Source organism: Alkalinema sp. FACHB-956, assembly GCF_014697025.1.
GTDB lineage: Bacteria > Cyanobacteriota > Cyanobacteriia > Leptolyngbyales > Leptolyngbyaceae > Alkalinema.
Map to the genome: position 1 here is coordinate 15,343 of NZ_JACJRC010000020.1, position 20,906 is coordinate 36,248.

A 20,906-nucleotide genomic window follows, 5' to 3' on the forward strand; every position below is an offset into this window, starting at 1 on the left:
ATCTCTCATCGCATCGGTTCCACAACCCTAGGTTTTAACCCTTCCAACTCCTGCTGGAGGGACGCCACAAACTCCTCTGGAGTGCACGCGATCGACAGCAACTCAACATTTCTCTGGTCTTTCCAAATCTTCTTCTCCAAATCACCGGGATCGGATTGGTGCACCAACCGCGAGACACTCGGTAGCTTTTGATCAGGCCATAACCAATTCACCAACTGTTGGAGATCGGAGTCATTGGGGCTGTATCCCAGGAACAAAATGCCCGCTTCCCCCAGAATTCTTTTTAAGCCCGAGGGCAGATTCTTAATCGGGCTCCCTACTAAGGAATTGAGGTGATCCTCCGTCACCACAAAACGGTTCTCCTGCGTCCCATACAGCTTCAGGATAATAGGGTAACTAGAATGCTGCTCCCGGATTCCCATCGTGCCACCCGCCCGTCGCAGCGGCAATTGATCATCATAGTTTTGAGGATCATCAATAATCTGTGCCGTTTGGGATTGATAGCGCCAATGCTTGTACTTACCCCGATCGGACCCATCGGCGACGTAATAGATAACATCGTAGGGCTGCTGCGCTTGGTCAAACGCCTGTTCCAGTAAATTATCGCAATTGGTCGTGACAATCAGTTGATAGGGCAATCCAGGACAACTTCTGGGGTAATTTTTAGCCAGCATTTGGTGGGGCAGTCCTGCCCAGAAACAATGCACAGGATTGGGACGACGACCACTTTCTAGGGATTCTAAAATTTCATAGAGCTTGTCGTAAAACGTATCTAAATTGTTAATGAGTTTGTAATATTGCGAGAGATAGCGCAGATTAGTTTTGGCGACTGCTAATCGTTGTTCTAGGTAGACCGGACAGTTATCCGCTCTCTCGATTCCCTGGAGCATGGGACATTGCTGGGGTCTTTCATCAGGTAAATAGTGACAAATCTGGCAGGGAACACCAATTAACCGTTGAATCAGATTCCGTCCAGCGGCATTCTGATTGGGTTCTTGGGGCAGATCGGCCTCAATGGATTCCGTTAAATGGGAAGCAAGCTGAATATAAAAATTTGGATTAATCCCAGGCCCTAGGAACGGCACAATATTGCCAAATTTCAATTCATCGATGATGGGTTTGTATTGCCCTGGTGTTGGCATGGCGCGCCGGGGTGGGTTCCGGGGTTCTAACGGACGATCGAGCAAAAAATGTTTCGTAAAGTCCGCTGCAACCGCCGCCGCATACGCCTGCCAGCGATCGCCCTTACTGGCATCCCCAAAATCACAAAGAGCCTTAATAACCAAGTGCCGCACTCGATCGAAACTTTGCCAACTGGCTGCACTGAACCCATAGCCCTCCATTTCAATGGCAGCAATTTTGCGATCGCTGGCCGTAATCTCATCGCGGACAGCACTATCTGCAATCACTTTTTCCCCCGACGCGATGACCCCGTAGTGAATTTTGGGTTGGGTGGGCGTGCCATCGGGGCTGAGTAAGTTGGGGGGTAAGCTCCACTCCGGTAGCGCTTGCACATGATTCAACAACGTGGCATCTGCGCGGTACATAATGGGTTCCGGCTGTTTACCGGTGGGGGTGAGTTTGCCGCGTTCGTAGTAATAGATATCTCGGCCAATCACCACATCGCCCAACTGCTGCTTATCGGGATTGACACCCGCCGCAATGCCCACCAATAAAATGGCTGCGGGATGCCAGTGGTGCAGAATATCAGAAACGAGAACGGCGGCATCTACCCCAGCCATATCGGGAGATTGGGCCACAATCAGGTTGTAAAACTCGCCATGATTGAGATCGATCGACTTGCGCCAGTAAACTCGGGATTCCTTAGAGATTCGATCGCGATCACCGATCTGAAACCCTGCACAAATGGCTCGCCGCTCAACCTCGATCGCGGTCACAACGACAAAATCAACCGCCACATCCCCTGCAAAATCAGCCTTAAGTTCTCCCATCGTTCCTCTCCCCCGTCTCTGTTCTGGCCTAGCCCCTTGTCATCTTTTGCCCCTTGTCATCTTTTGCCCCTTGCAATGATTGGGGATGGGCAACTGAATCTAGCGGCCCTGAATCTAGTGTCCCTTCGACCGATCGGCATAGCGCACAATCTCAATACCCAGTCCCAGCAAGAGCAGCAATTCCAGCACACACAACGTTGCAATCAGCCAGTGCTTGAACGGTGAAACGAAACCACTAAAGGTTACAAGGGCTGCAATACCAGAGATGACAAACGTAATCTCATCCACGATCATCTGTTTGAACTTACGGTGTTGCCGATGGCGATCGCTGCGATGGGCCAGTTCCCACCCTAGGATAGAGTCCGTGCTGGGATGCTCTGAACCAAGATGGTGGCTAATTTTCTGCACTAAAGTGTGGCGAATATAATGACCGATCGCCGTAATTTTTTGATCATTGACCAGGTAATTCCAACCTAGAACTAAACTTACCCACGGCAAAATTAATAAAGCGTAAGGATTCTTAGCCTTATCCCCCAAGGTCTCACCGAGGGCTAACCCCAGAACGACGCCATACAAACTCAGCGTCACATAAAGCAAATTATCCCGCCAACCAATGCGCTGGGTTTGCTCCTGCTTTAACTGGTTATATTCTTGGAGATAGACATTCAGCCTGGGTTCGTCTTCTTTCATGTAGCCCCCTTGCCCCTGACAGGATCCGAAAGCCCTTCAAATTCTTTGGCTTCAGTATAAAATTCAAAGTTGAGGAAGTTATGAAGGATATCTCTCCACGAGATGGATTAAAGAAAGAGAGTTGCCCCTGGCAGAACGGCGGGAAATCGGTGGTAGGTGCGTAGACAGAGGTGGCAGACGTGCAGACAGAAGTAGCAGACAGAAGTAGCAGACAGAAGTAGCAGGTGCGCAGACAGAGAGTGATGGCCGGTTGAGGCGCGTAAATCAACGAGCTATGATGACTGGGTAAACTCCCGCTACTCTTCCCCTGCTACTCCTCCTATGTCCCAGTCGTCCTCCCAGTCTGTGCCAACCTCTGAGCGATCGGGTTCCCTCCAGAGGCCAGAACTCTTGGCTCCAGCGGGCAATTGGGAATGCGCTCGGGCAGCGGTGGAAAATGGAGCCGATGCCATTTATTTTGGCCTCGATCGATTTAACGCACGGATGAGATCGCAGAACTTCACCGAAGCCGATCTGCCGGAGCTCATGGCCTATCTCCATCGTCGTGGCGTCAAGGGCTACGTAACGCTGAATACCCTCATTTTCCCCCAGGAACTCGCCGACGCCAGCCAGTATCTCCGCAGCATGATTAGCGCTGGCGTGGATGCGGTGATTGTCCAGGATATCGGGATTTGTCGGTTAATTCGTCACCTGTCACCGGATTTTCCGATTCACGCTTCCACCCAGATGACGGTGACCAGTGCCGCTGGGGTGGAATTTGCGCAAAAGCTGGGTTGTCAACTGGTGGTGTTGGCGCGGGAATGTTCGCTAAAGGAAATTCGTAAAATCCAAACCCAAATCCACGATCGGCAAGTGGCGTTACCGTTGGAAGTATTTGTCCATGGGGCGTTGTGCGTGGCCTATTCCGGGCAATGCTTAACCAGTGAATCCCTGGGGGGCCGATCGGCCAATCGCGGTGAATGTGCCCAGGCGTGCCGGATGCCCTACGAGTTGATTGCCGATGGGAAGCGGGTGGATTTGGGCGATCGGCAATATTTGCTCAGTCCCCAGGATTTGTCAGGCTTAGCCGTATTGCCGGAACTGGTGCAAACGGGCATTAGTTGTCTGAAAATTGAAGGTCGTTTAAAGGCTCCGGAATATGTGGCCAGTGTGACGCGGGTCTATCGGGAAGCCCTCGATCGCGTAATGGCCCAGACCCTGGAGACCCTTGCGAGCGATCGCGATCGCTACAGCTTGGAAATGTCCTTTTCGCGCGGACTTTACACGGGTTGGTTTGAGGGCATTAATAACCAGGAACTGGTTCATGCTCGCTTCGGGAAAAAGCGCGGGGTGTATTTAGGCGATGTGATTCGGGTGCAGAAAGATCGCGTGACGGTGCGGTTAGAGGCCCCGTTGAAACCGGGGAATGGGGTGGTGTTTGACAATGGCCATCCGGCGGGCAAGGAAGAGGGCGGACGGGTGTACACCTTAGACCGCAAGGGCAAGGAAGCCACGCTGACCTTTGGTCGGGATGCGGTGAATTTTCGGCGCGTGTATGTGGGCGATCGGGTGTGGAAAACCAGCGATCCAGAATTTGATAAACAGGTACGGCAAAGCTACGAAAAAGAATACCAATTTCAGCAACCCATCACGATCGAGCTCCATGGAACGGTAGGGGAAACGCTCGTGGCGATCGGGCGAGATCAGCAAGGTCATACGGTGCAGGTGGAATCCACCATGGCGCTGGTAGCCGCCCACAGCAAGCCACTGACCCCGGAACGCCTCCAGGAACAGTTTGCACGGTTGGGGAATACGCCCTTTCAGCTCGATCGATTAGACAATCACGTCGTGGGAGACACAATGCTTCCCGTCAGTGAGCTAAATCGGTTACGACGATCGCTGGTGGAACAGTTAGAAACTCTGCGGGCTCAACCGAAGCGCTGGCAATTACATCCCTCAGCCCAGTGGCATGAATTACTGCCAGAGAGTACGCGCGATCGAACCCCAAAATTTGTCTACCAATCCGTAAAAGATCACGGTAAATTGTCGGCTGAACCATCACAGAAAGTATCACCAGAGTTAATCATTCTCTCCCGTAATTTAGAGCAGCTAAAAGCTGCATTAGAATCTGGAATTACAACGCTATATTGTGAATTTGAAGATCCTTGTAAATACCAGGATGCGATGCAGTTAGTCACAGTCTATCGCGGAGAACAGGTCACGACACCCCGGCTTTTAGTTGCGCCACCTCGCATTACCAAACCGAGCGAAAATTGGATTCTACAACAGGTACAGAAATCTAACGCTGACGGATATCTGATTCGTAATTATGATCAGTTGGAATACTTTGTCGATCGGTTCTGTGTGGGTGACTTTTCCCTCAATGTAGCCAATCCCATTACAGCCAACTATTTCAAAACGCAATTTAATCTAGCTTGGTTAACTGCATCCTACGACCTCAACGTGCAACAGTTACAGGATTTGTTGCAAGCAGTGCCCACGGAGTGGATGGAAGTCACCATTCACCAACATATGCCAATGTTCCATATGGAGCACTGTGTATTCTGCGCGTTCCTCTCGGAAGGCACCGACTTTACCAACTGCGGACGACCCTGCGAAAAACACTCAGTCAAGTTGCGCGATCGGGTCGGTACCGAGCATATTTTGCAAGCCGATGCGGGGTGTCGCAATACCGTATTTAACGGCACAGCACAGACGGGGGCAGAATACGTAACCCACCTCATGGATCTGGGCGTCCAGCGATTCCGCATTGAATTTGTCAACGAATCACCGAAACAAGTTAAACGGACGATCGAATGCTATCAGCAACTTCTCAAGGGTGACATTACAGGGGCGCAACTGTGGCGTGAATTGAAACTGCAAAATCAACTGGGGGTCACTCGCGGTTCCCTGGAAAAAACGGGTGTGATGGTGCAGTAATCGGGATCCTCGCCCGAGCAATTTACCGTCCTAGCAGCTTACCGTCCTAGGAAAAAGTGCAATTGCAACGCAGTCATCACTAAACCCAGCAATCCGCCCGCAACGACCTGGGGCACTTGCTGGCGTTGGGACACAATACGGGACAGGCCAACGAGAGGAATGAGTGAGTAGAACGGTATCATCACAAGGCCAAATTGATAGGTCAATGCCACGATCGGGCCTGCGATTCCCGTGGTATGAAGACTGATTTTCCAGCGACGAGTAATGATCAAAATCATTAATGTATTAGCCGCGTAACACAACATCAGCCCCCGGAGCATCAAAGGCATCTTGAGCATCGTCAACAGCACATAGCCGAGGGCATAGCTCAGGAGGGCGACCGTCAGCGGAATGATCCGTTCTTCTCGCTGGACGAGTTCGGTAGACTTCACAACGCCAAGGTACTTGAGATAAAAGACATAGCCAAAGACAATTAAGCTAGAAAATAGCAGCGTAATGACATACGCTAAGATTTTCAATAACCAATTCAATTCACTACTGGCGGTCACCAACAAAAAAAATGTCATCGATGCGATGACTAAGGGATTAAAAATATCAGAAATGACTTGAGCGATTTTTTGCATCTCTAGCCCGTAAAATAGCGATCGCTAGAAGCCATCATATAGCAACTGCGCTATCCTGGCTCATTCTGCTCAATGATAGAGCCAACTAGTCCAAGCGTATTTACGGCCTTGGGTTACTGGGAGAGCTTGATGGGGGTGGGTATAGTAGGCTGGAAAGACGATCGCGCTGCCCATTTTAGGTTTTACTTTGATGTTTTGGCGATCGAAAAAGGTTTCTCCCCCCTGAAAATCCTCATTTAAATAACCAACAATACTGACATCACGGGTGGGAATTCCTTGATCCACTTCTTGGAAGCGACTCGCGAGCAAAATATTATCGACGTGACGTTTGTACTGTTGGCTCGGGGAATACCGCAAAATGGAGCAGGTTTCAGCATGGGGAAACCGAATACCATAGGTCTTGTACAGCATTTCCTGAACAATTTCAATTTTTTTGACTAACAAGTCATTTGTCGATTTTTGGACTGGATTGCGGAGATCAAGGGGCAAAATACCACTGTTGCGCACATCAGAGTCGATCGCACTGAGTAGGATGGTAGCGGACTCAAAGTGACAAAATTCTGCGACATCAATAATTTGTGTGCAGAGCTCCAGTTCTACCAGGTTCTCAATGAGGAGAACATCAGCCCCTAAATCCCGAATAGAATAAGTCACAGCAGCAATCCCAACCCATAGCTCTTCTATCGTTCCACAGAAATTTGAATTTGGAACAGCATGCTGGAGAGAGAAAATATGCCGCAGTCCACTTGGGGCTTTTCTCCAAGGAATAGACAAACCAAAGCTTAGACCACCTAAAGCGTAGCATGTACGAGAAGACAGAGAAGACCGAGCCTTCAACAGGGTTGTGGTAGAAGCACATCGTCAAATCGTCTATGGTACTCAGTTCTCATCCCAAGCACGACTAGACAGCACCAACTAGACAATACCGAGCAGTTTGGCAACTTTGTTGGAATTGGATTTAAGAGAGGCCATGACCAGCATGAGAAATCTTAGTTGCCGTTTGGCTAACCATCCCACCATTGCCACGATCGTTACTTTGAACAGGGCCAGGATCTTCTGCGGGAAGGGACAGTACTGCCAAATCAAATAAACCCGGGTCGGTAAGAACCAGCTCGATCGTTGATGGAAAAAGGTATAGGCAAATTCTGATAATAATGGTCGAGTAAAGGCTTGTTGGGCATTACGACGCTGCATTTCTGGGTGAGGAGAATCGTCATACACTACGACTTGTGGCGTCACACAAGCCCGAATCCCTGCCTGACGTGCCCGCATAATCAACTCAGAATCAGCATGATAGTGGGGCAGAAATTTAGCAGCATACAAACCAATTTGCTCAAACACAGACCGATGGATCAAAACACCATCTCCTGGAGCTGCATCTACATCAATCACCTCAGCGGTGCGGAGGGCCGTCGGTAAATCAGCCGCCTGTACATCATGCCAAGCTAATTGCAGAATCCGAACCCCCCAGGAAACTTGAGTCCCCAAGGCCCAAATCAACCCAGGAACACCCAGATAATCAATACGACTCGCGAGAATTTTGACATCATTCCGTTGGGCGATGTCCACTAACTGTTCTACATAATCCGAAGCGATCGTGCAGTCATCATTAATCGTCAGAATATAGTCATAGTCTGCTTTCAGAGCGGCTTGCACCCCATAATTGGTTGCGGTTGACCAATAACACTGATCATCGACTTGTAGAATTCGCACCTTGGGAAAGCGTTGATGAACAGCCTCAGCCGTTCCATCACTAGAGCTGGCATCAACGAGGATCACGTCCACACCTGGATGGGTCTGCTGTTGCATGGATCTCAAGAACCGCAGGGTCTTTTCTTTTCGGTTGTAGCAAGTAACGACCGCAGCAATTTTCATGACTATTAAACTCTCTCTACAGCAGACAACCTAGATCAATTGCTAGGAAACACAGCATCCAAACGCAAGGCTGCACTATCGCAACCTTCATAAACCTTAGTTATATATCACCTAATTAGTAGAGCGAAAGAATATAAATGCCAGTTTAAGATCTGGGTGAAGGCTAGATAAATTCCGGCGCACCAAACTAATTTCATAAACTGGTAGCTGTACCTGCTCCTCCATAGATTAACTAGCCTGTTTAACTAGTCTGTAGAACACCAACTTGCTATGGCAAGCGCTGTCAGAGATAGCAGTAGCCCTCATCTAAATATGTAATTAGTCAAGTAGGGATAGCTCTACTTCAATCAAGGACCCAGATTATTTGATTACTAGATTAATTTTTATATATCCGACCTATGTTTGGAGCATACCCCTATAACTGTACGACTGAAATCGCCATATGAAATCATCATAAAGTTATAAAACTCTCCTACCTCGGATTCTATCTCTAGGCGCATGGAAAGATAGAGATCGAAATCACTGAAGGGATACCATTGAGAGCACCAAAGATCTATTCAGAAATCACTTTCTGAAAGCACTGGAATCTTGCCCTATCAGCACAACCCAAAAGGAGTATTTAAGTTGCAATAAATAGAACCAATGATATGAGAAATTTAGATGCAAGAAATTGATGAAATCATGATTTTTCCCTTCCATATTAGCGGTCAAGTTACTAGTGCGAACAATGTGATTTAGTACATAATTTAGTACAATGTACTTCAATTAATCCAGCGAAATCTAAACTAGATTTTTTTACAAATTTCAATTTTTATCTACTTAAATTTAACGGCGATCGAGTTGGACTCGCCTTAAATCTTGTTGCCATCGGTTAATTTCATCCTTCACGATAGCAATGGTGTCTTTGAATAGGTGGTCAGTCATGTCAACCGCTCCAACATCCCATTGCCAGTCGCCTCGATCGGGGCAATCTTCCCGCCGCTGGCCGCCTATCATCGGGGTTCTAACCAGTGTGGGCCTCAGTTGTGGGATTCTGAGCCACGGGCAAAGTTCTGCGATCGATGTGTCACCTTCGTTAGAGCCGCATTCATTCCTGATGGTGCAATCCGCAGGCAATTCATCAGCCAACCCATCAGCTAACCCATCAACTAACCCATCAGCGAATAACAGCCTCTGTCCGTCTGTGTTTGAGGAAATGACGACCCATCGCATTGCGGCTGGGGAAACCCTGGAGAGTATTGCCCGCCAATACAACCTGCTACCTGAGACATTAATGGGGCTGAATCCAAGCCTGCGGAATCGTCAAGCCCCCGTGGGTCAAAGCATTGTCATTCCGCCGTTTAATGGCATTCGAGTGGACGTCCCACCGGGAACAAGCTTGCGGGATTTAGCTGCACAGTACAAAGTCCGATCGGATGTTTTGTTTGAGGTGAATGGTTGTCAATCTGCACCCTCCGTTGCCTTTATACCGGGTATAGTGTGGACTCCACTCCAACCGACGACGGGAACCACCGCCCAGTTCCCGATCGCCTATCCCTTGCCCAAGGCGGGCGCAGTCCTCATGGGTTTTGGCTTCCAGTTGCGCGATCGCGGAACCGTCACACCCCATAGTGGAGTGGACTTAGCGGCTCCGATCGGAACACCAGTCTTGGCGGGGGCGGATGGCACCGTCGCCTTTTCAGGAAGTCAGGGCGCGTTTGGCAATATGGTGGTGATTAACCATGCCCAAGGCTATCAAACCCGCTATGCTCAACTCGATCGCATCCAAGTCAAACTAGGACAGCAGATTAAACGCAGCACCACGATCGGCACTGTAGGTCAAACGGGTAAACCGAGTTCCAGCCAGTCTCACCTACATTTTGAAGTGCGATCGAATTCAAAACTAGGGTGGGTGGCCGAAAACCCCACGAATTACCTACAGCCTCCCAAATAGCTGTCCAATCCACCAGACTGGGCCATGAATGCACTGGCTAACCCAGGCTGACCCAGACCTGCGCCCTTTACCTGTGCCCTAGACCTACACCTAGACTACGCTGCCGTAGTTGGCTGAGACGCAGACTGAGAAGTTGCCTGGGACGTTGGTTGAGCAATGGCTGCCTCCTCCGGCAAACCCAGCAACTGACAGTAGAGCTTGGCATAGGCGAGGGCGGATTTTCGCCAGCTAAAGTCCTGCATCATGCCCCGCTGCTGGAGCAGTCTCCACTGGGGTTTGAAGCGATAGGCTTCCGTGGCCCGCACCATACAGGTCAGCAAGTCTAGGGGCTCGTAGCGATCGAAACAGTACCCTGTACCCACCCCTGCCACCGGATCATTGTGGGATACGGTATCCACGAGTCCCCCGGTACGCCGGACGATCGGCACACAACCATAGCGCATGGATAGCATTTGGCTAATGCCACAGGGTTCAAAGCGGGAAGGCATTAAGAAGGCATCGGCCCCGCCATAGATCCGGCGAGCCAGGGCATCGTTATAGAGCAGATAGGTGGCCATCCGTCCAGGATATTGGGACGCCAGTTGCCAGAGGGCCGTTTCATAGTAACGATCGCCCGTACCCAAGACCACTAGCTGGGCATTGTTATAGGCTAGGTAGCGATCGAGAATTTGCAGAACAAGATCTAACCCCTTTTGTTCAACCAATCGGGAGACCATACCAATCATAAAGGCTTGGGAATTGACCTCTAGGCCCACTTCTTCCTGAAGCGCAATTTTATTCTTAACGCGATCTTCCAAGGTTTCAGCCGTAAAGGGCTGAGCCAACGCTTTGTCAACGGCAGGATCGTAGGCTTCCGTATCAATCCCATTCAACAATCCAGACGTTTTGCCGCTGATGAAGGACAATAATCCTTCTAACGTCTCCCCGTAGGTGGCAGTTTTGATTTGCTCAGCGTAGGTGGGAGAAACGGTGGTGACGCGATCGGCAAACTGCACGGCGGCGGCCATCGTGTTATGACCTTGCATGTACCAGGGGCACCAGGTCATGGTTTCTAATTTCCAGCGCCAGGGACCTTGATAGGCTAAGTTATGAATTGTGAAAACAGTAGAAATATCGGGGTCCTGGTGCATCCACACGGGAATCATCCCCGTATGCCAGTCGTGACAATGGATAATTTGAGGTTTCCAGTAATTCCAAGCAAATTCCGCTGCACCATTGGAGAAAAAGGTAAACCGCCAATCTTCATCTTCCCCAGCATAGACGCGGCGCGGATCAAAGGCCGGATGGCCAAAGAGATATAAGGGCACATCGGTACCGGGCAGCTGGGTTTCGTAGACCGCAAAGCGATTGAACATCGCACTGCCCGACCAGATGGGATCCTTGGGAATGGTTAATTTATCGTTCAAAAAGCCGTAATAAGGCATGAAAATGCGGACATCATGGCCCATTTGCCGAAGCACCTTGGGTAATGCACCCACCACGTCGCCCATTCCTCCGACTTTCGCGATCGGGGCTACCTCTGCTGAGACAAATAGAATCCGCATACTGCTTGCTATCCTGGTCAGGCTGACATAAGAGCCATCATACCGACTTTGGGGATCGGAGCAGTGTCGATTTTGGCAGATTGGTCAGATTGTCAATCTCCCTCCAAAGATCAATTTTTCGGGCTTGGATTGATTCGACATCAACCACTCGGTAAATTAGGCCAAATTCCAGTCCTACAGACGGCTCTGGAGCGATTGATCGAGGACTAGCCGCTGGATAAAGAAAGGCTGAGCCGCAGCATGTTTGCGTTTGTAGAGTTCAAAGGCTTTGACCGTAGGGGAAGCAATTAGGTTTAACTTTTTGCCTAAGTCAGCGGAAAACGCAGGGCCATCCAGGAATTCCGTAGTTTCGATCGTTACTTTGAGCAACGTTTCCTGTAATTCCAGAAAGACCTGAGGATCGGCATGGACAATCACCTCTTCACCTTCCAGAGGGGCAGGCCGTTGTTCCCGAGCCTGGGTGAGCAGTGCAGTCACCACCTGTTCAACATAGGTTTGCAACGCAGTCCGATCGCCTTCACGGGCGAGGGCCAGTAGATTCCCTTGGCCAAAATCATCGGTGGCGGCTTCTCCGAGGCTGACTTCTGTTAAACCCATATCCTGCTGCTGAAACGATCGCTTCCAAGCCGCTTCCTTGACACCTGTTTGTTTCCCGTAGATATGAAGTTGATTAATCGTGGCAATTTGCAGTTTTTGTACCCCTTGGGTCACCAGGTTGACCATACGGGTTTCGTCCGGAGTATCGAGTCCTTCCAAGAGAATTTGGAGGCGAGCATCGCTGTTGGCGACTTTGGCTTCAATCCCTTGGGGCTTCAGGGTACGGTTCAGCAGAAAAGCGATCGCGTCTGCATTTCCCTGTTGTGCGAGTTCTAAGACCTGTTGTGACATCGGAGTCTCCTTGGTTCGCAAACCCCAGAGCCTTTTGCCTAGTGAATCTGAGGTTGCTGATTGTGAACTGGTTATAGGACGGACAGTCTTCCTAAGATAGCCCAGGCCCAATCGAGGACAGGGGGAATTCTGTGCCAATTTTGGGTGAGTCCACTGGTTCTGAGGGGTCTGAATCTGATCCGGTTCAGCCACAGGGAAGGGTGATGTTCAAGTCCGATCGCCAGTCCGCGATCGATTTTTCCCATTGGGTTTCCCAGGTTTGGGCCAGAAAGGGTTTCGCTTGCAAGCCCATCTGCCAGCCTCTTTGCAAACTTTCGACTACTTGATTCAAGGGGCCAGTCATTTTAAGGGTATGCAGCAGGGTAGCCGCTAGGATCGTGACGGAAAGGGGAGAATGGGTTTGGGCCAGGGTGAAGGCTTGGAGTCCCATTTCTCCAGCTAAGTCGGTACCAAATCCGGTGATCAGATGCCAAATGTCATGGGTCTGCCGCATCCGAATCGCGAGGTAACTATAGTCATCTTCGATCGGAATTTGGCGATAGAAATTGGGGTCGAGGTTCATGGCCTTGAGGGTTGAGGCATAGCCATACCCTAAGGAGTCAGCAGAATAGGTTAGGAGTTGTTCCAGATCGATCGCAGGGGGTTTGTAGCGAGTCTGCACGATCGCGGCGACTTCCGGCTGGGCGTAGGCATAGTCGATAAACTGCTGGTAAAGGTCGGTCGGTCGTAGACCATCGGCCAGGTCAAAGACGGCTTCGGTCTGACTCGGATTATTCACGAGGTTGATAAATCCCTGGGCCGCTTGGAGCAGATGGGGAGCCAGATCGATGGGAGGGTGGGGCATGGTGGGTAGATGGTTCCAATAACAACACCAGGATTCTAGCGAGGATAATGGGGGGCGATCGCGATGAGCAAGGCAATCAATGCAATCTCGATCGCAAACAGCCATCGCCAATAACTCTTTGAAACGCATCCCCCATGCATTGCGATCGCAAATTCAAAGCAACTTTTTATATTCAATTCAAACGTCTAACCCAAACGTCTAACCCAAACGTCAGCAGTCACGCACAAATAGGATATTTTTAAATTTAAAAAATAAAATAGGGTAAGCGATCGCTCACCCTATCCTTGAATCTAATCAAACGCTTCCAACTTAGTAACGGTAGCCGCTGTTGTTTTGGTTGGGCTTGTGCACGATGAAGCTCATCACTTGGCACTGCTTGATGTTATCGAATGCCACAACGCGGATGTAGCAGTTGGGGTATTCCGACTTACATTGCTGCACTTCGGTCAACACTTCCTGGGGAGAGTTGCACTTGAACAGGGGCAACTTCCACATTGTCCAGTAAGACTGAGCGGGGTCGGGGCTTTCGTCAAATTCCACACAGGGGAAGTAGCCTTGCTGCATCGTGTACTCGATTTGACGAGCAATTTGCGCATCCGTAAGGGGAGGCAAGTAAGAAAAAGTTTCGTAACGACGCTCTTTGGGCAGAGTCTTCATGGTTTCCTCAGTAATCGTTGAGTGAAGAATTCTAATTAAGAGTCTTCTGACTCAGAAATTTCTCGCTGCTCTGGATGGTTTCCTTCCACACTCACGCGGGTCATACGTTCCAATTGCTGCGATCGCTGCTTGAGATTCGCTTGCTGCATTTCCGCTAACAGGCGATCGGACAACCCCTCGGCCAATTCCTGAGCCAAGTGTTCCCGTACCGTCAGGATCCGGAAGGCTAAATCTTGCCGTTCCTGAAACAGCTTCTCCATAAACAGTTCACCATCTTTAATGCTTTCGCGAGAGGCAAACTGATGAAGCCAGTAGGCGCGTTTGGGTTCCGTTTCATCGAGTTGCTCGTAAACCACCCGCACTGCCCGGTAAGTCAAGTAACTCATCAGCGTCTTGGTCGTATCCTTCGCAATCTGCTTGAGATCCATATCTGGCGTGGAAGTAAGAGGAACGGGAAAGGTGAAGACGTTAATCTGAGATTAACCCAGGATTTAAATTTCTTCACCCTGAGTCACCCATCCCTCACAATCCGTCACAGAAGGGGATTAGGACACAAAGCGCAATTAGATGGTGTCTTGAGCTTCGAATTCGAACTTGATTTCCTTCCACAGTTCGCAAGCCACAGCCAGTTCAGGAGACCAACGGCAAGCTTCACGGATGATGTCGCCGCCTTCACGCATGAGGTCGCGACCTTCGTTCCGTGCTTGGACGCAAGCTTCCAGGGCAACCCGGTTAGCCGTTGCACCCGGCGCGTTACCCCAGGGGTGACCCAAGGTACCACCACCGAACTGTAGGACGGAGTCATCACCGAAGATGTCCACCAACGCAGGCATGTGCCATACGTGGATACCACCGGAAGCAACTGCCATCACACCAGGCATGGAAGCCCAGTCTTGGGTGAAGTAAACCCCACGGGAACGGTCTTGCTCGATGTAGTTTTCGCGCAGCAGGTCGATGAAACCGAGGGTAACAGCCTTGTCCCCTTCCAGTTTCCCTACAACGGTACCGGTGTGGATGTGGTCACCACCGGACATCCGCAAGCACTTGGAAAGGACGCGGAAGTGGATCCCGTGGTTCTTCTGACGGTCAATCACCGCGTGCATTGCACGGTGAATGTGCAGCAGAACGCCGTTATCACGACACCAGTGCGCCAAGGAGGTGTTGGCGGTGAAACCACCGGTCAAGAAGTCATGCATGATGATCGGCATTTCGAGTTCTTTTGCGAACTCAGCCCGCTTCAGCATTTCTTCACAAGTCGCAGCGGTCACGTTCAGGTAGTGACCTTTAACTTCGCCGGTTTCAGCTTGCGCCTTGTGGATTGCATCCGCAACGAACAAGAAACGATCGCGCCAGCGTTGGAAGGGCTGGGAGTTGATGTTTTCGTCGTCTTTGGTGAAGTCCAAACCGCCGCGCAGACATTCGTACACTGCACGACCGTAGTTCTTCGCAGACAGACCCAGCTTGGGTTTGATGGTGCAACCCAGCATCGGACGACCGTACTTGTTCAGCTTGTCGCGCTCAACCTGGATACCGTGGGGAGGCCCTTGGAAGGTCTTCAGGTATGCAACAGGAATGCGTAAGTCTTCCAAACGGAGAGCTTTCAACGCTTTGAACCCGAACACGTTACCGACCAAGGAAGTCAGCAAGTTAGTCACGGAACCTTCCTCGAACAAGTCGAGGGGGTAAGCGATGTAGCAGATATATTGGTTATCTTCGCCGGGAACGGGTTCGATGTCGTAGCAACGTCCCTTGTAGCGATCGAGATCGGTCAGCAGGTCCGTCCACACGGTGGTCCAGGTACCGGTAGAAGACTCAGCCGCAACTGCTGCCCCAGCCTCTTCCGGCGGAACGCCTGGTTGAGGAGTCATGCGGAACGCCGCCAAGACATCCGTGTCTTTGGGGGTGTAATCAGGGGTGTAATACGTTAATTTGTAGTCCTTTACCCCTGCGTCGTACCCAGCTTTCGCTTGGGTTCTAGCTTGCGCGTAAGACATATCTCCCTTCCTGTGAAATGTGAAAATCTTCACGAGCGGTTCCAGAAGACCAGAAAAACTCTGAAGTTCCGGAGTACAATCTGTTGTCCAAACCCGCTGAGGTCCACAAAACCTGCTTACCTTCGACTGTAGCAAAGCTAACAAATTTGCTTGATCTCGCGAGCCAGGGACGAGTTCTTAAGCATAATATCAGGATCTCAATAAGCTTTACTTTAGAGATCCTGTAGCGAATGATTAATCCTTGTTATGGTTTGTAGCGAAATCTAAAGGAATGCTTAAGCAGCGCTTTACCTAGGCTGAAATGCATTGATGCTGCAAAAAAGCAAGCTGAAATCAGATCCAGCTTCAGGCCACTGAAACCAGCGCGGGGCCAGTACATCCTGAAGCCCACGATACCCTGGAACCCACGGCCCCTTGGAGTTTGAAGCGTTAGCGGGGTGGGGTGGGGTGTCGAAGATCGAAAGATTAAGTTGAGTTAAGAAATTGAATTAAGAAATTTGGTGAAGAAATTGGGTCAAGGGTGAGGCTCATTGCTGGGGATATAGGTGCCCATCCGTCGTTCAAACCGTCGCCGATAGAGGAGTTCTAGCTGGCCACCGTATTCTTGGATTAACGCTAATTGCCGGAGATACAACCCGCGAAAACTGTTGGCAAAAATTAAGGTGACGATCGCAACGGTTAACCCTGCCGCCGTAGAAATTAAAGCAGTACTAATCCCCCCGGTCACATTGGCCGTATTCGTACCCCCCACGTTTCCCGGCTGCAATGCCGCGAAAGATCGAATCAAGCCCAAGACGGTTCCCAGAAGCCCCAGGAGCGGCGATAGGCTGATGATGGTTTCGAAAATTGTGTTGAATCGCTTGAGCAGCGGAATTTCAGCTTGGGCAGAACTTTCTAGGGCGAGACGAAATTCCTCCGGAGTCGCCTGCTCCAGTTCCAGGGCCGCTAGGAAAATACGGGCGATCGGAATATCCGAATTCTTTTCCAATAATCCAAAGGCAGCGCGGGGGTTACGTCGATAGAGATGTAAGGTTTCTTGCACAAGGCGATCGGTTCGCTTGAGGACTTTTCCCCAAAAAATTAAGCGCTCCAAAACTAGTGCAATTCCTAGAATCGAGAATCCCAGGAGGGGGACCATGACCTCTCCCCCCGCAGAAAACCAGTCAGTAGACTGTGATGCCATAGACTGTGATGCCATCGTGTAATGCCTATCCCATCGAACGTCATCATTAATCGATCGACCAGCATATCAGGTCAATCTATCCTATGGGGGAATTGGATCCGTAAATGGGGATGAAGTGGGAGAACGGAATGGCCTATCAGCACGGGCAAGGAAGGTTTCAGAGAGCTTAGGGTTCCAGCCGATAGACAAGGTCTAAGGGGAAGCCCGGACTTGATTTATGAGGAGTCCGTAAATTCCAGCTCTATGATTCCGAAATCTCCGTAAAAAAACGGAGATGTAATTGACCATTTTTTTCGGATTACGCGAAGATACGGAGAATACGCTACTCAATAATCGAATTAAGATACTTTGAGCTTCAAATTTGGGCTTCAAATTCTTGTGAGCTTCAAGTTCTTGTGAGCTTCAAATCAAGTAGATGCATTGTTCATGACAAATCAGGGTATTCACCTCAGAATATCTCCGGATTTGGTCAAGCATAATGACCATGATGCGATACGACCCATTGAAGTGATGTCATTGAAGCGATCTATTTGAACTCATTGATTTGAACTCATTGAATCGGTGCTGTATCTACCCTTTTGTACTACCAGATTTCTCTCAGGAAATGGGATTGATTGACTTATGCTAAAGTCCAATATTTCTTCCCCCCAGGGATTGGATGTGGTGATTGATCGAATTCTGGCAACGGGGCGGATTACCTTGGCCGATCGAACGTATTTAATGCAAATGGGTTGTTCGGATAGTACCTTGAGCTTTCAGGAGCAGGACAAAATTAATCAGGTCATGCAACGTTTGCAAATGGGCCTCGTTCGAGTTTCTAAAGAATAAAGCAGGCTTGAGAATCAAGCAGGCCAAGGCTTAAGGCAAGTTCCGATGCAGGGCGAACCACGATTCAGCAAGCTAGCAGCTCAATCCCAACTAGCTCAACGCCAAGCAGAGCCTTCAGTAGTTCCAGGACTTGTTAAGGCATCCTGCCTGTTAGCCCAGGTCATTAGTCAGTTTTGCCGACCTTACAACTGTCGAAACAACGGTCGAATTCCTCTAGATTCAACGTGTTTCTGCTGAAAATTCTGGAATTGGTGATAAAAGATTGTGATGGATGAAGGCTCTGCACAGTAAAATTCAAGACTAAATGATTGAGGCTTAATTATTTAAGCTTGAGTAGAGGGTATGCGAGTAGCCCCTCGCAGGATTCCCCCTCGTCCGATCGCTCATTGCCAACTCAGCCGCATGAAAAAGCAACTTTGGGTCGCCCTCTCTATTTTTGCCGCCGGGGTCATCGCGCTGTTTGCCAGTATTGGCAATAGTGATGCTGAGTTTATTGAAGGCCGACCGATTGCACGATCGGATCACCCCTCAGCCATTTCCCGGCTCGATCAACGGGACGCAAGCGAGGCACCTTTACCCGCTTCAGCAGCAGCCGACATTCCAGCTAAGGCCAAAACCCTGGGAGTGGAAAAGTCCGCTTCAGAAAAACCTGCGTCACAGACTACCGCTTCAAAAGCGATCCCAAGTGTCCAGCAGCGGACTCCTCCGGCGATTGCGCAATCGGCCACCAACGATCCCCGCCTGTCTACCGATTGTGCCCTCCGGCCCGATCCCAAACCTCGTCGTCCCACTCGCCAAGAATTAGCCCAGTTACGAGATTCTTTGCCCTTAACCCGATTTCGCCCAACCGCGAATCAGCCCGATGCCAAGGCACCGACGGAAGTGGTTGCCCTAGCCCATCCCACCAATTTTGGCGATCGTTTTCTGCAAGACATTGCAGGACAGCCTGTCAATAATGCCCCGATCGTCGTGCTCCATGAAACCGATGCTTCCGGTCAGTCCACGTTGAACTTCTTCCAGACGCCCCACGCCAACGATGACGATCAAGTGAGCTACCATGCCTTGATTGCGGAAGATGGCAAAGTGATTTACATTGTTCCACCGGACAAGCGAGCCTTTGGGGCCGGAAATTCGGTCTTTGTCAACAACGATCGACAAAAGGAAGCGGTGAAAACCAATCCTAAGTTTCCGCCCTCAGTCAATAACTTTGCCTACCACATCTCCTTAGTCACCCCCCGTGATGGTCGGGGCAGTCGCCGCAGAAACCATAGTGGTTATTCTCAAGCACAATACGAATCGTTGGCCTGGTTGATCTCCAAGCTAGGGGTTACCGCCGATCGCATTACCACCCATCAGTTGGTCGATCGGTCTGGGGAGCGGGTTGACCCTCGCAGTTTTAACGTGCGCTATTTTCTCGATCGATTTAGCCAATACCCACTGACCACAGAGATTTCGATTCAATGCACCATCCCCGGCAATGGAAATCCAGCCAATTCACCCACAACTTAAAGCACCCAAAACTTAAATCAGTCAAGCCAGAATCAGTTGACGCAAAATTAGTTCAGATCAAAATTAGACGCTATCAACTTCATTGGAAGAGTAAAGCAGGCATCAGTTTGATCAATCAGCTTAAAATCACAAATCTATTTCTAAACGAGCAACCCTGAAATAGTGGTCAACTCACAGAAGCAATGGCCCAGCTACAGATTTCCTATAACTGCATCGAATCGCTAGGGATTGCTAGACAGAGTGGTCGAAGAATCACTAAGGTAAACTTGACTAGCTTCCAAACTTTCCGCTTCTAGATAGCTTTGCACCGATCGATAAACCTGCTCTAAAACCTCCGGATCGCGATCCATCCGGGTAATAAATCCCATGTAATTCCCCATGATGCAGTAGACCGAGACAAGTCCTGCCGCCGCAGAAGCCACTAGCGTCCCTGCCAACATCAGGGAGAACTCCTGCCGCGTCACAGCCTCTTGCATCAGATGCAAGGCCCACGCCACCAAAGCAATTACAAATAGCAAAATTACTATTAGCATATGTTAAAGATTGTAACAGATTCTTATTAAAAGTGCCCCATTGCGAGGCAAAAATCGCAAGATAACTTAACTATACCGCCCCAAATTCCCCAGGGCGGTCATCTGGAAGACTGATTAGCAAAGGGCTTGAGCCGCTTATTGACGCACAATTAGGCTACGATCGCTTAAGTATGTCTTTATCTGAGAGACGGTTAACTGTCCGTAATGAAGCAACGAGGCCAGCAGAGCTGCTTCCGCCTTCCCCGTTGTCAAGGCGTCATAAATATGCTCACAGTTACCCGCACCCCCCGAGGCAATCACCGGGACATCCACCGTTTCCGCGATCGTCCGCGTAATGTCTAAGTCATAGCCCGCTTGGGTTCCATCGGCATCCATGCTGGTGACCAGTAATTCGCCTGCTCCCCGACTGACGACCTCCTTAGCCCAAGCGATCGCATCAATGCCCGTATTCTCCCGGCCCCCCCGCACGTAAACATCCCAACCAGGATTGGCCGGGTCAGTGCGTCGCCGTGCATCGATCGCCACCACAATGCATTGATTGCCAAACTGCCGCGCGGCCTGGTTAATGAAATCCGGGTCCCGCACCGCCGCAGAATTGATACTGACCTTATCGGCCCCGGCCCGCAGCAATTTTTTAATGGTGTCGAGGTTACTGATCCCGCCCCCGACGGTCAGGGGAATAAACACCTGTTCCGCTGTGCGGTACACCACGTCATAGATAATGTCTCGGTCTTCGTGGGTGGCTGTGATATCCAGAAATACAAGCTCATCCGCCCCCGCTTGGTTATAAATCTGCGCCATCTCCACTGGATCGCCCGCATCCCGCAAATTGACAAAATTCACGCCTTTGACCACACGACCAGCTTTGACATCTAGGCAGGGAAGAATTCGTTTTGCGAGCATAGGCTGAACTCAGAATGGATAACACAAAGAA

At 50.1% G+C, this 20,906-nt stretch carries 18 protein-coding genes; 4 read left to right on the top strand and 14 right to left on the bottom strand.

Features of this window, described 5'->3' with window-relative positions; all coding sequences use genetic code 11:
- Positions 1-5: 5 nt before the first annotated feature.
- Together H6G21_RS18480 and H6G21_RS18485 are read right to left on the bottom strand one after the other, a co-directional pair.
- Positions 6-1,952 (bottom strand): SIR2 family protein, encoded by a 1,947-nt coding sequence (locus H6G21_RS18480; RefSeq protein WP_190574889.1) that lies wholly within the window; start codon positions 1,950-1,952, stop codon positions 6-8.
- 114 nt (positions 1,953-2,066) lie between these two features.
- Positions 2,067-2,642 carry a hypothetical protein gene (locus tag H6G21_RS18485; RefSeq protein WP_190574890.1) on the bottom strand — a complete coding sequence of 192 codons (576 nt, stop codon included), beginning with the start codon at positions 2,640-2,642 and terminating at the stop codon, positions 2,067-2,069.
- Positions 2,643-2,963: 321 nt separating this feature from the next.
- On the opposite strand from H6G21_RS18485, the gene H6G21_RS18490 reads away from it, so the two are divergent.
- A complete protein-coding gene (locus H6G21_RS18490; protein WP_190574891.1) occupies positions 2,964-5,561 on the top strand; it encodes a U32 family peptidase in 2,598 nt (865 codons plus the stop codon).
- Positions 5,562-5,599: 38 nt separating this feature from the next.
- Here H6G21_RS18490 and H6G21_RS18495 read toward each other — a convergent pair whose 3' ends face one another.
- The 3 genes from H6G21_RS18495 to H6G21_RS18505 form a co-directional block, all read right to left on the bottom strand.
- Positions 5,600-6,184 (bottom strand): hypothetical protein, encoded by a 585-nt coding sequence (locus H6G21_RS18495; RefSeq protein WP_190574892.1) that lies wholly within the window; start codon positions 6,182-6,184, stop codon positions 5,600-5,602.
- 69 nt (positions 6,185-6,253) lie between these two features.
- Positions 6,254-6,838 carry a 2OG-Fe(II) oxygenase gene (locus tag H6G21_RS18500; protein WP_190574893.1) on the bottom strand — a complete coding sequence of 195 codons (585 nt, stop codon included), beginning with the start codon at positions 6,836-6,838 and terminating at the stop codon, positions 6,254-6,256.
- 261 nt (positions 6,839-7,099) lie between these two features.
- Positions 7,100-8,059, bottom strand: a complete 960-nt coding sequence (locus H6G21_RS18505; protein WP_190574894.1) for a glycosyltransferase family 2 protein — start codon at positions 8,057-8,059, stop codon at positions 7,100-7,102.
- Between the two features lie 922 nt (positions 8,060-8,981).
- On the opposite strand from H6G21_RS18505, the gene H6G21_RS18510 reads away from it, so the two are divergent.
- The gene (locus tag H6G21_RS18510) at positions 8,982-9,992 is read left to right on the top strand and encodes a M23 family metallopeptidase (RefSeq protein ID WP_242041926.1); all 1,011 of its coding nucleotides are present in this window, start codon (positions 8,982-8,984) and stop codon (positions 9,990-9,992) included.
- A gap of 95 nt (positions 9,993-10,087) precedes the next feature.
- Here the strand turns inward: H6G21_RS18510 and glgA are convergent, their stop codons facing one another.
- The 7 genes from glgA to H6G21_RS18545 all read right to left on the bottom strand — a co-directional run bounded on the left by glgA (position 10,088) and on the right by H6G21_RS18545 (position 17,102).
- Positions 10,088-11,536, bottom strand: a complete 1,449-nt coding sequence (gene glgA / locus H6G21_RS18515) for a glycogen synthase GlgA (protein WP_190574895.1) — start codon at positions 11,534-11,536, stop codon at positions 10,088-10,090.
- 174 nt (positions 11,537-11,710) lie between these two features.
- Positions 11,711-12,424: a hypothetical protein gene (locus H6G21_RS18520; protein ID WP_190574896.1), complete on the bottom strand. Its 714-nt coding sequence runs from the start codon at positions 12,422-12,424 to the stop codon at positions 11,711-11,713.
- 184 nt (positions 12,425-12,608) lie between these two features.
- Complete coding sequence (locus tag H6G21_RS18525; RefSeq protein WP_190574897.1) at positions 12,609-13,268, bottom strand: Coq4 family protein; 660 nt, start codon at positions 13,266-13,268, stop codon at positions 12,609-12,611.
- A gap of 309 nt (positions 13,269-13,577) precedes the next feature.
- Positions 13,578-13,925, bottom strand: coding sequence for a ribulose bisphosphate carboxylase small subunit (locus H6G21_RS18530; RefSeq protein WP_190574898.1), 348 nt, complete (start codon positions 13,923-13,925; stop codon positions 13,578-13,580).
- A 35-nt stretch (positions 13,926-13,960) separates the two neighbouring features.
- On the bottom strand, positions 13,961-14,353 hold the full coding sequence (locus H6G21_RS18535; RefSeq protein ID WP_190574899.1) for a chaperonin family protein RbcX: 393 nt from the start codon (positions 14,351-14,353) through the stop codon (positions 13,961-13,963).
- Between the two features lie 135 nt (positions 14,354-14,488).
- On the bottom strand, positions 14,489-15,919 hold the full coding sequence (locus H6G21_RS18540) for a form I ribulose bisphosphate carboxylase large subunit (protein WP_190574900.1): 1,431 nt from the start codon (positions 15,917-15,919) through the stop codon (positions 14,489-14,491).
- A gap of 514 nt (positions 15,920-16,433) precedes the next feature.
- A complete protein-coding gene (locus H6G21_RS18545; protein WP_190574901.1) occupies positions 16,434-17,102 on the bottom strand; it encodes a MotA/TolQ/ExbB proton channel family protein in 669 nt (222 codons plus the stop codon).
- Between the two features lie 621 nt (positions 17,103-17,723).
- Between H6G21_RS18545 and H6G21_RS18550 the strand changes: the two genes are divergently transcribed.
- Entirely contained in the window at positions 17,724-17,930 is a 207-nt protein-coding gene (locus H6G21_RS18550; RefSeq protein WP_190574902.1) for a hypothetical protein, read from the top strand.
- Between the two features lie 342 nt (positions 17,931-18,272).
- On the top strand, positions 18,273-19,439 hold the full coding sequence (locus H6G21_RS18555; RefSeq protein ID WP_242041927.1) for a peptidoglycan recognition family protein: 1,167 nt from the start codon (positions 18,273-18,275) through the stop codon (positions 19,437-19,439).
- A gap of 221 nt (positions 19,440-19,660) precedes the next feature.
- Here the strand turns inward: H6G21_RS18555 and H6G21_RS18560 are convergent, their stop codons facing one another.
- Both H6G21_RS18560 and hisF read right to left on the bottom strand, forming a co-directional pair.
- Positions 19,661-19,972 (bottom strand): hypothetical protein, encoded by a 312-nt coding sequence (locus H6G21_RS18560; protein WP_190574903.1) that lies wholly within the window; start codon positions 19,970-19,972, stop codon positions 19,661-19,663.
- A 135-nt stretch (positions 19,973-20,107) separates the two neighbouring features.
- Positions 20,108-20,875 carry an imidazole glycerol phosphate synthase subunit HisF gene (gene hisF, locus H6G21_RS18565; RefSeq protein WP_190574904.1) on the bottom strand — a complete coding sequence of 256 codons (768 nt, stop codon included), beginning with the start codon at positions 20,873-20,875 and terminating at the stop codon, positions 20,108-20,110.
- Positions 20,876-20,906 lie beyond the last annotated feature (31 nt).

What these genes read in the sequence shown, in the direction of transcription:
- H6G21_RS18520 (WP_190574896.1), bottom strand. Translation starts at nt 12,424, where the DNA reads ATGTCACAACAGGTCTTAGAACTCGCACAACAGGGAAATGCAGACGCG.
- H6G21_RS18560 (WP_190574903.1), bottom strand. Translation starts at nt 19,972, where the DNA reads ATGCTAATAGTAATTTTGCTATTTGTAATTGCTTTGGTGGCGTGGGCC.
- H6G21_RS18495 (WP_190574892.1), bottom strand. Translation starts at nt 6,184, where the DNA reads ATGCAAAAAATCGCTCAAGTCATTTCTGATATTTTTAATCCCTTAGTC.
- hisF (WP_190574904.1), bottom strand. Translation starts at nt 20,875, where the DNA reads ATGCTCGCAAAACGAATTCTTCCCTGCCTAGATGTCAAAGCTGGTCGT.
- H6G21_RS18550 (WP_190574902.1), top strand. Translation starts at nt 17,724, where the DNA reads ATGCTAAAGTCCAATATTTCTTCCCCCCAGGGATTGGATGTGGTGATT.
- H6G21_RS18540 (WP_190574900.1), bottom strand. Translation starts at nt 15,919, where the DNA reads ATGTCTTACGCGCAAGCTAGAACCCAAGCGAAAGCTGGGTACGACGCA.
- H6G21_RS18525 (WP_190574897.1), bottom strand. Translation starts at nt 13,268, where the DNA reads ATGCCCCACCCTCCCATCGATCTGGCTCCCCATCTGCTCCAAGCGGCC.
- H6G21_RS18480 (WP_190574889.1), bottom strand. Translation starts at nt 1,952, where the DNA reads ATGGGAGAACTTAAGGCTGATTTTGCAGGGGATGTGGCGGTTGATTTT.
- glgA (WP_190574895.1), bottom strand. Translation starts at nt 11,536, where the DNA reads ATGCGGATTCTATTTGTCTCAGCAGAGGTAGCCCCGATCGCGAAAGTC.
- H6G21_RS18555 (WP_242041927.1), top strand. Translation starts at nt 18,273, where the DNA reads ATGCGAGTAGCCCCTCGCAGGATTCCCCCTCGTCCGATCGCTCATTGC.
- H6G21_RS18485 (WP_190574890.1), bottom strand. Translation starts at nt 2,642, where the DNA reads ATGAAAGAAGACGAACCCAGGCTGAATGTCTATCTCCAAGAATATAAC.
- H6G21_RS18545 (WP_190574901.1), bottom strand. Translation starts at nt 17,102, where the DNA reads ATGGCATCACAGTCTACTGACTGGTTTTCTGCGGGGGGAGAGGTCATG.
- H6G21_RS18530 (WP_190574898.1), bottom strand. Translation starts at nt 13,925, where the DNA reads ATGAAGACTCTGCCCAAAGAGCGTCGTTACGAAACTTTTTCTTACTTG.
- H6G21_RS18510 (WP_242041926.1), top strand. Translation starts at nt 8,982, where the DNA reads ATGTCAACCGCTCCAACATCCCATTGCCAGTCGCCTCGATCGGGGCAA.
- H6G21_RS18535 (WP_190574899.1), bottom strand. Translation starts at nt 14,353, where the DNA reads ATGGATCTCAAGCAGATTGCGAAGGATACGACCAAGACGCTGATGAGT.
- H6G21_RS18490 (WP_190574891.1), top strand. Translation starts at nt 2,964, where the DNA reads ATGTCCCAGTCGTCCTCCCAGTCTGTGCCAACCTCTGAGCGATCGGGT.
- H6G21_RS18505 (WP_190574894.1), bottom strand. Translation starts at nt 8,059, where the DNA reads ATGAAAATTGCTGCGGTCGTTACTTGCTACAACCGAAAAGAAAAGACC.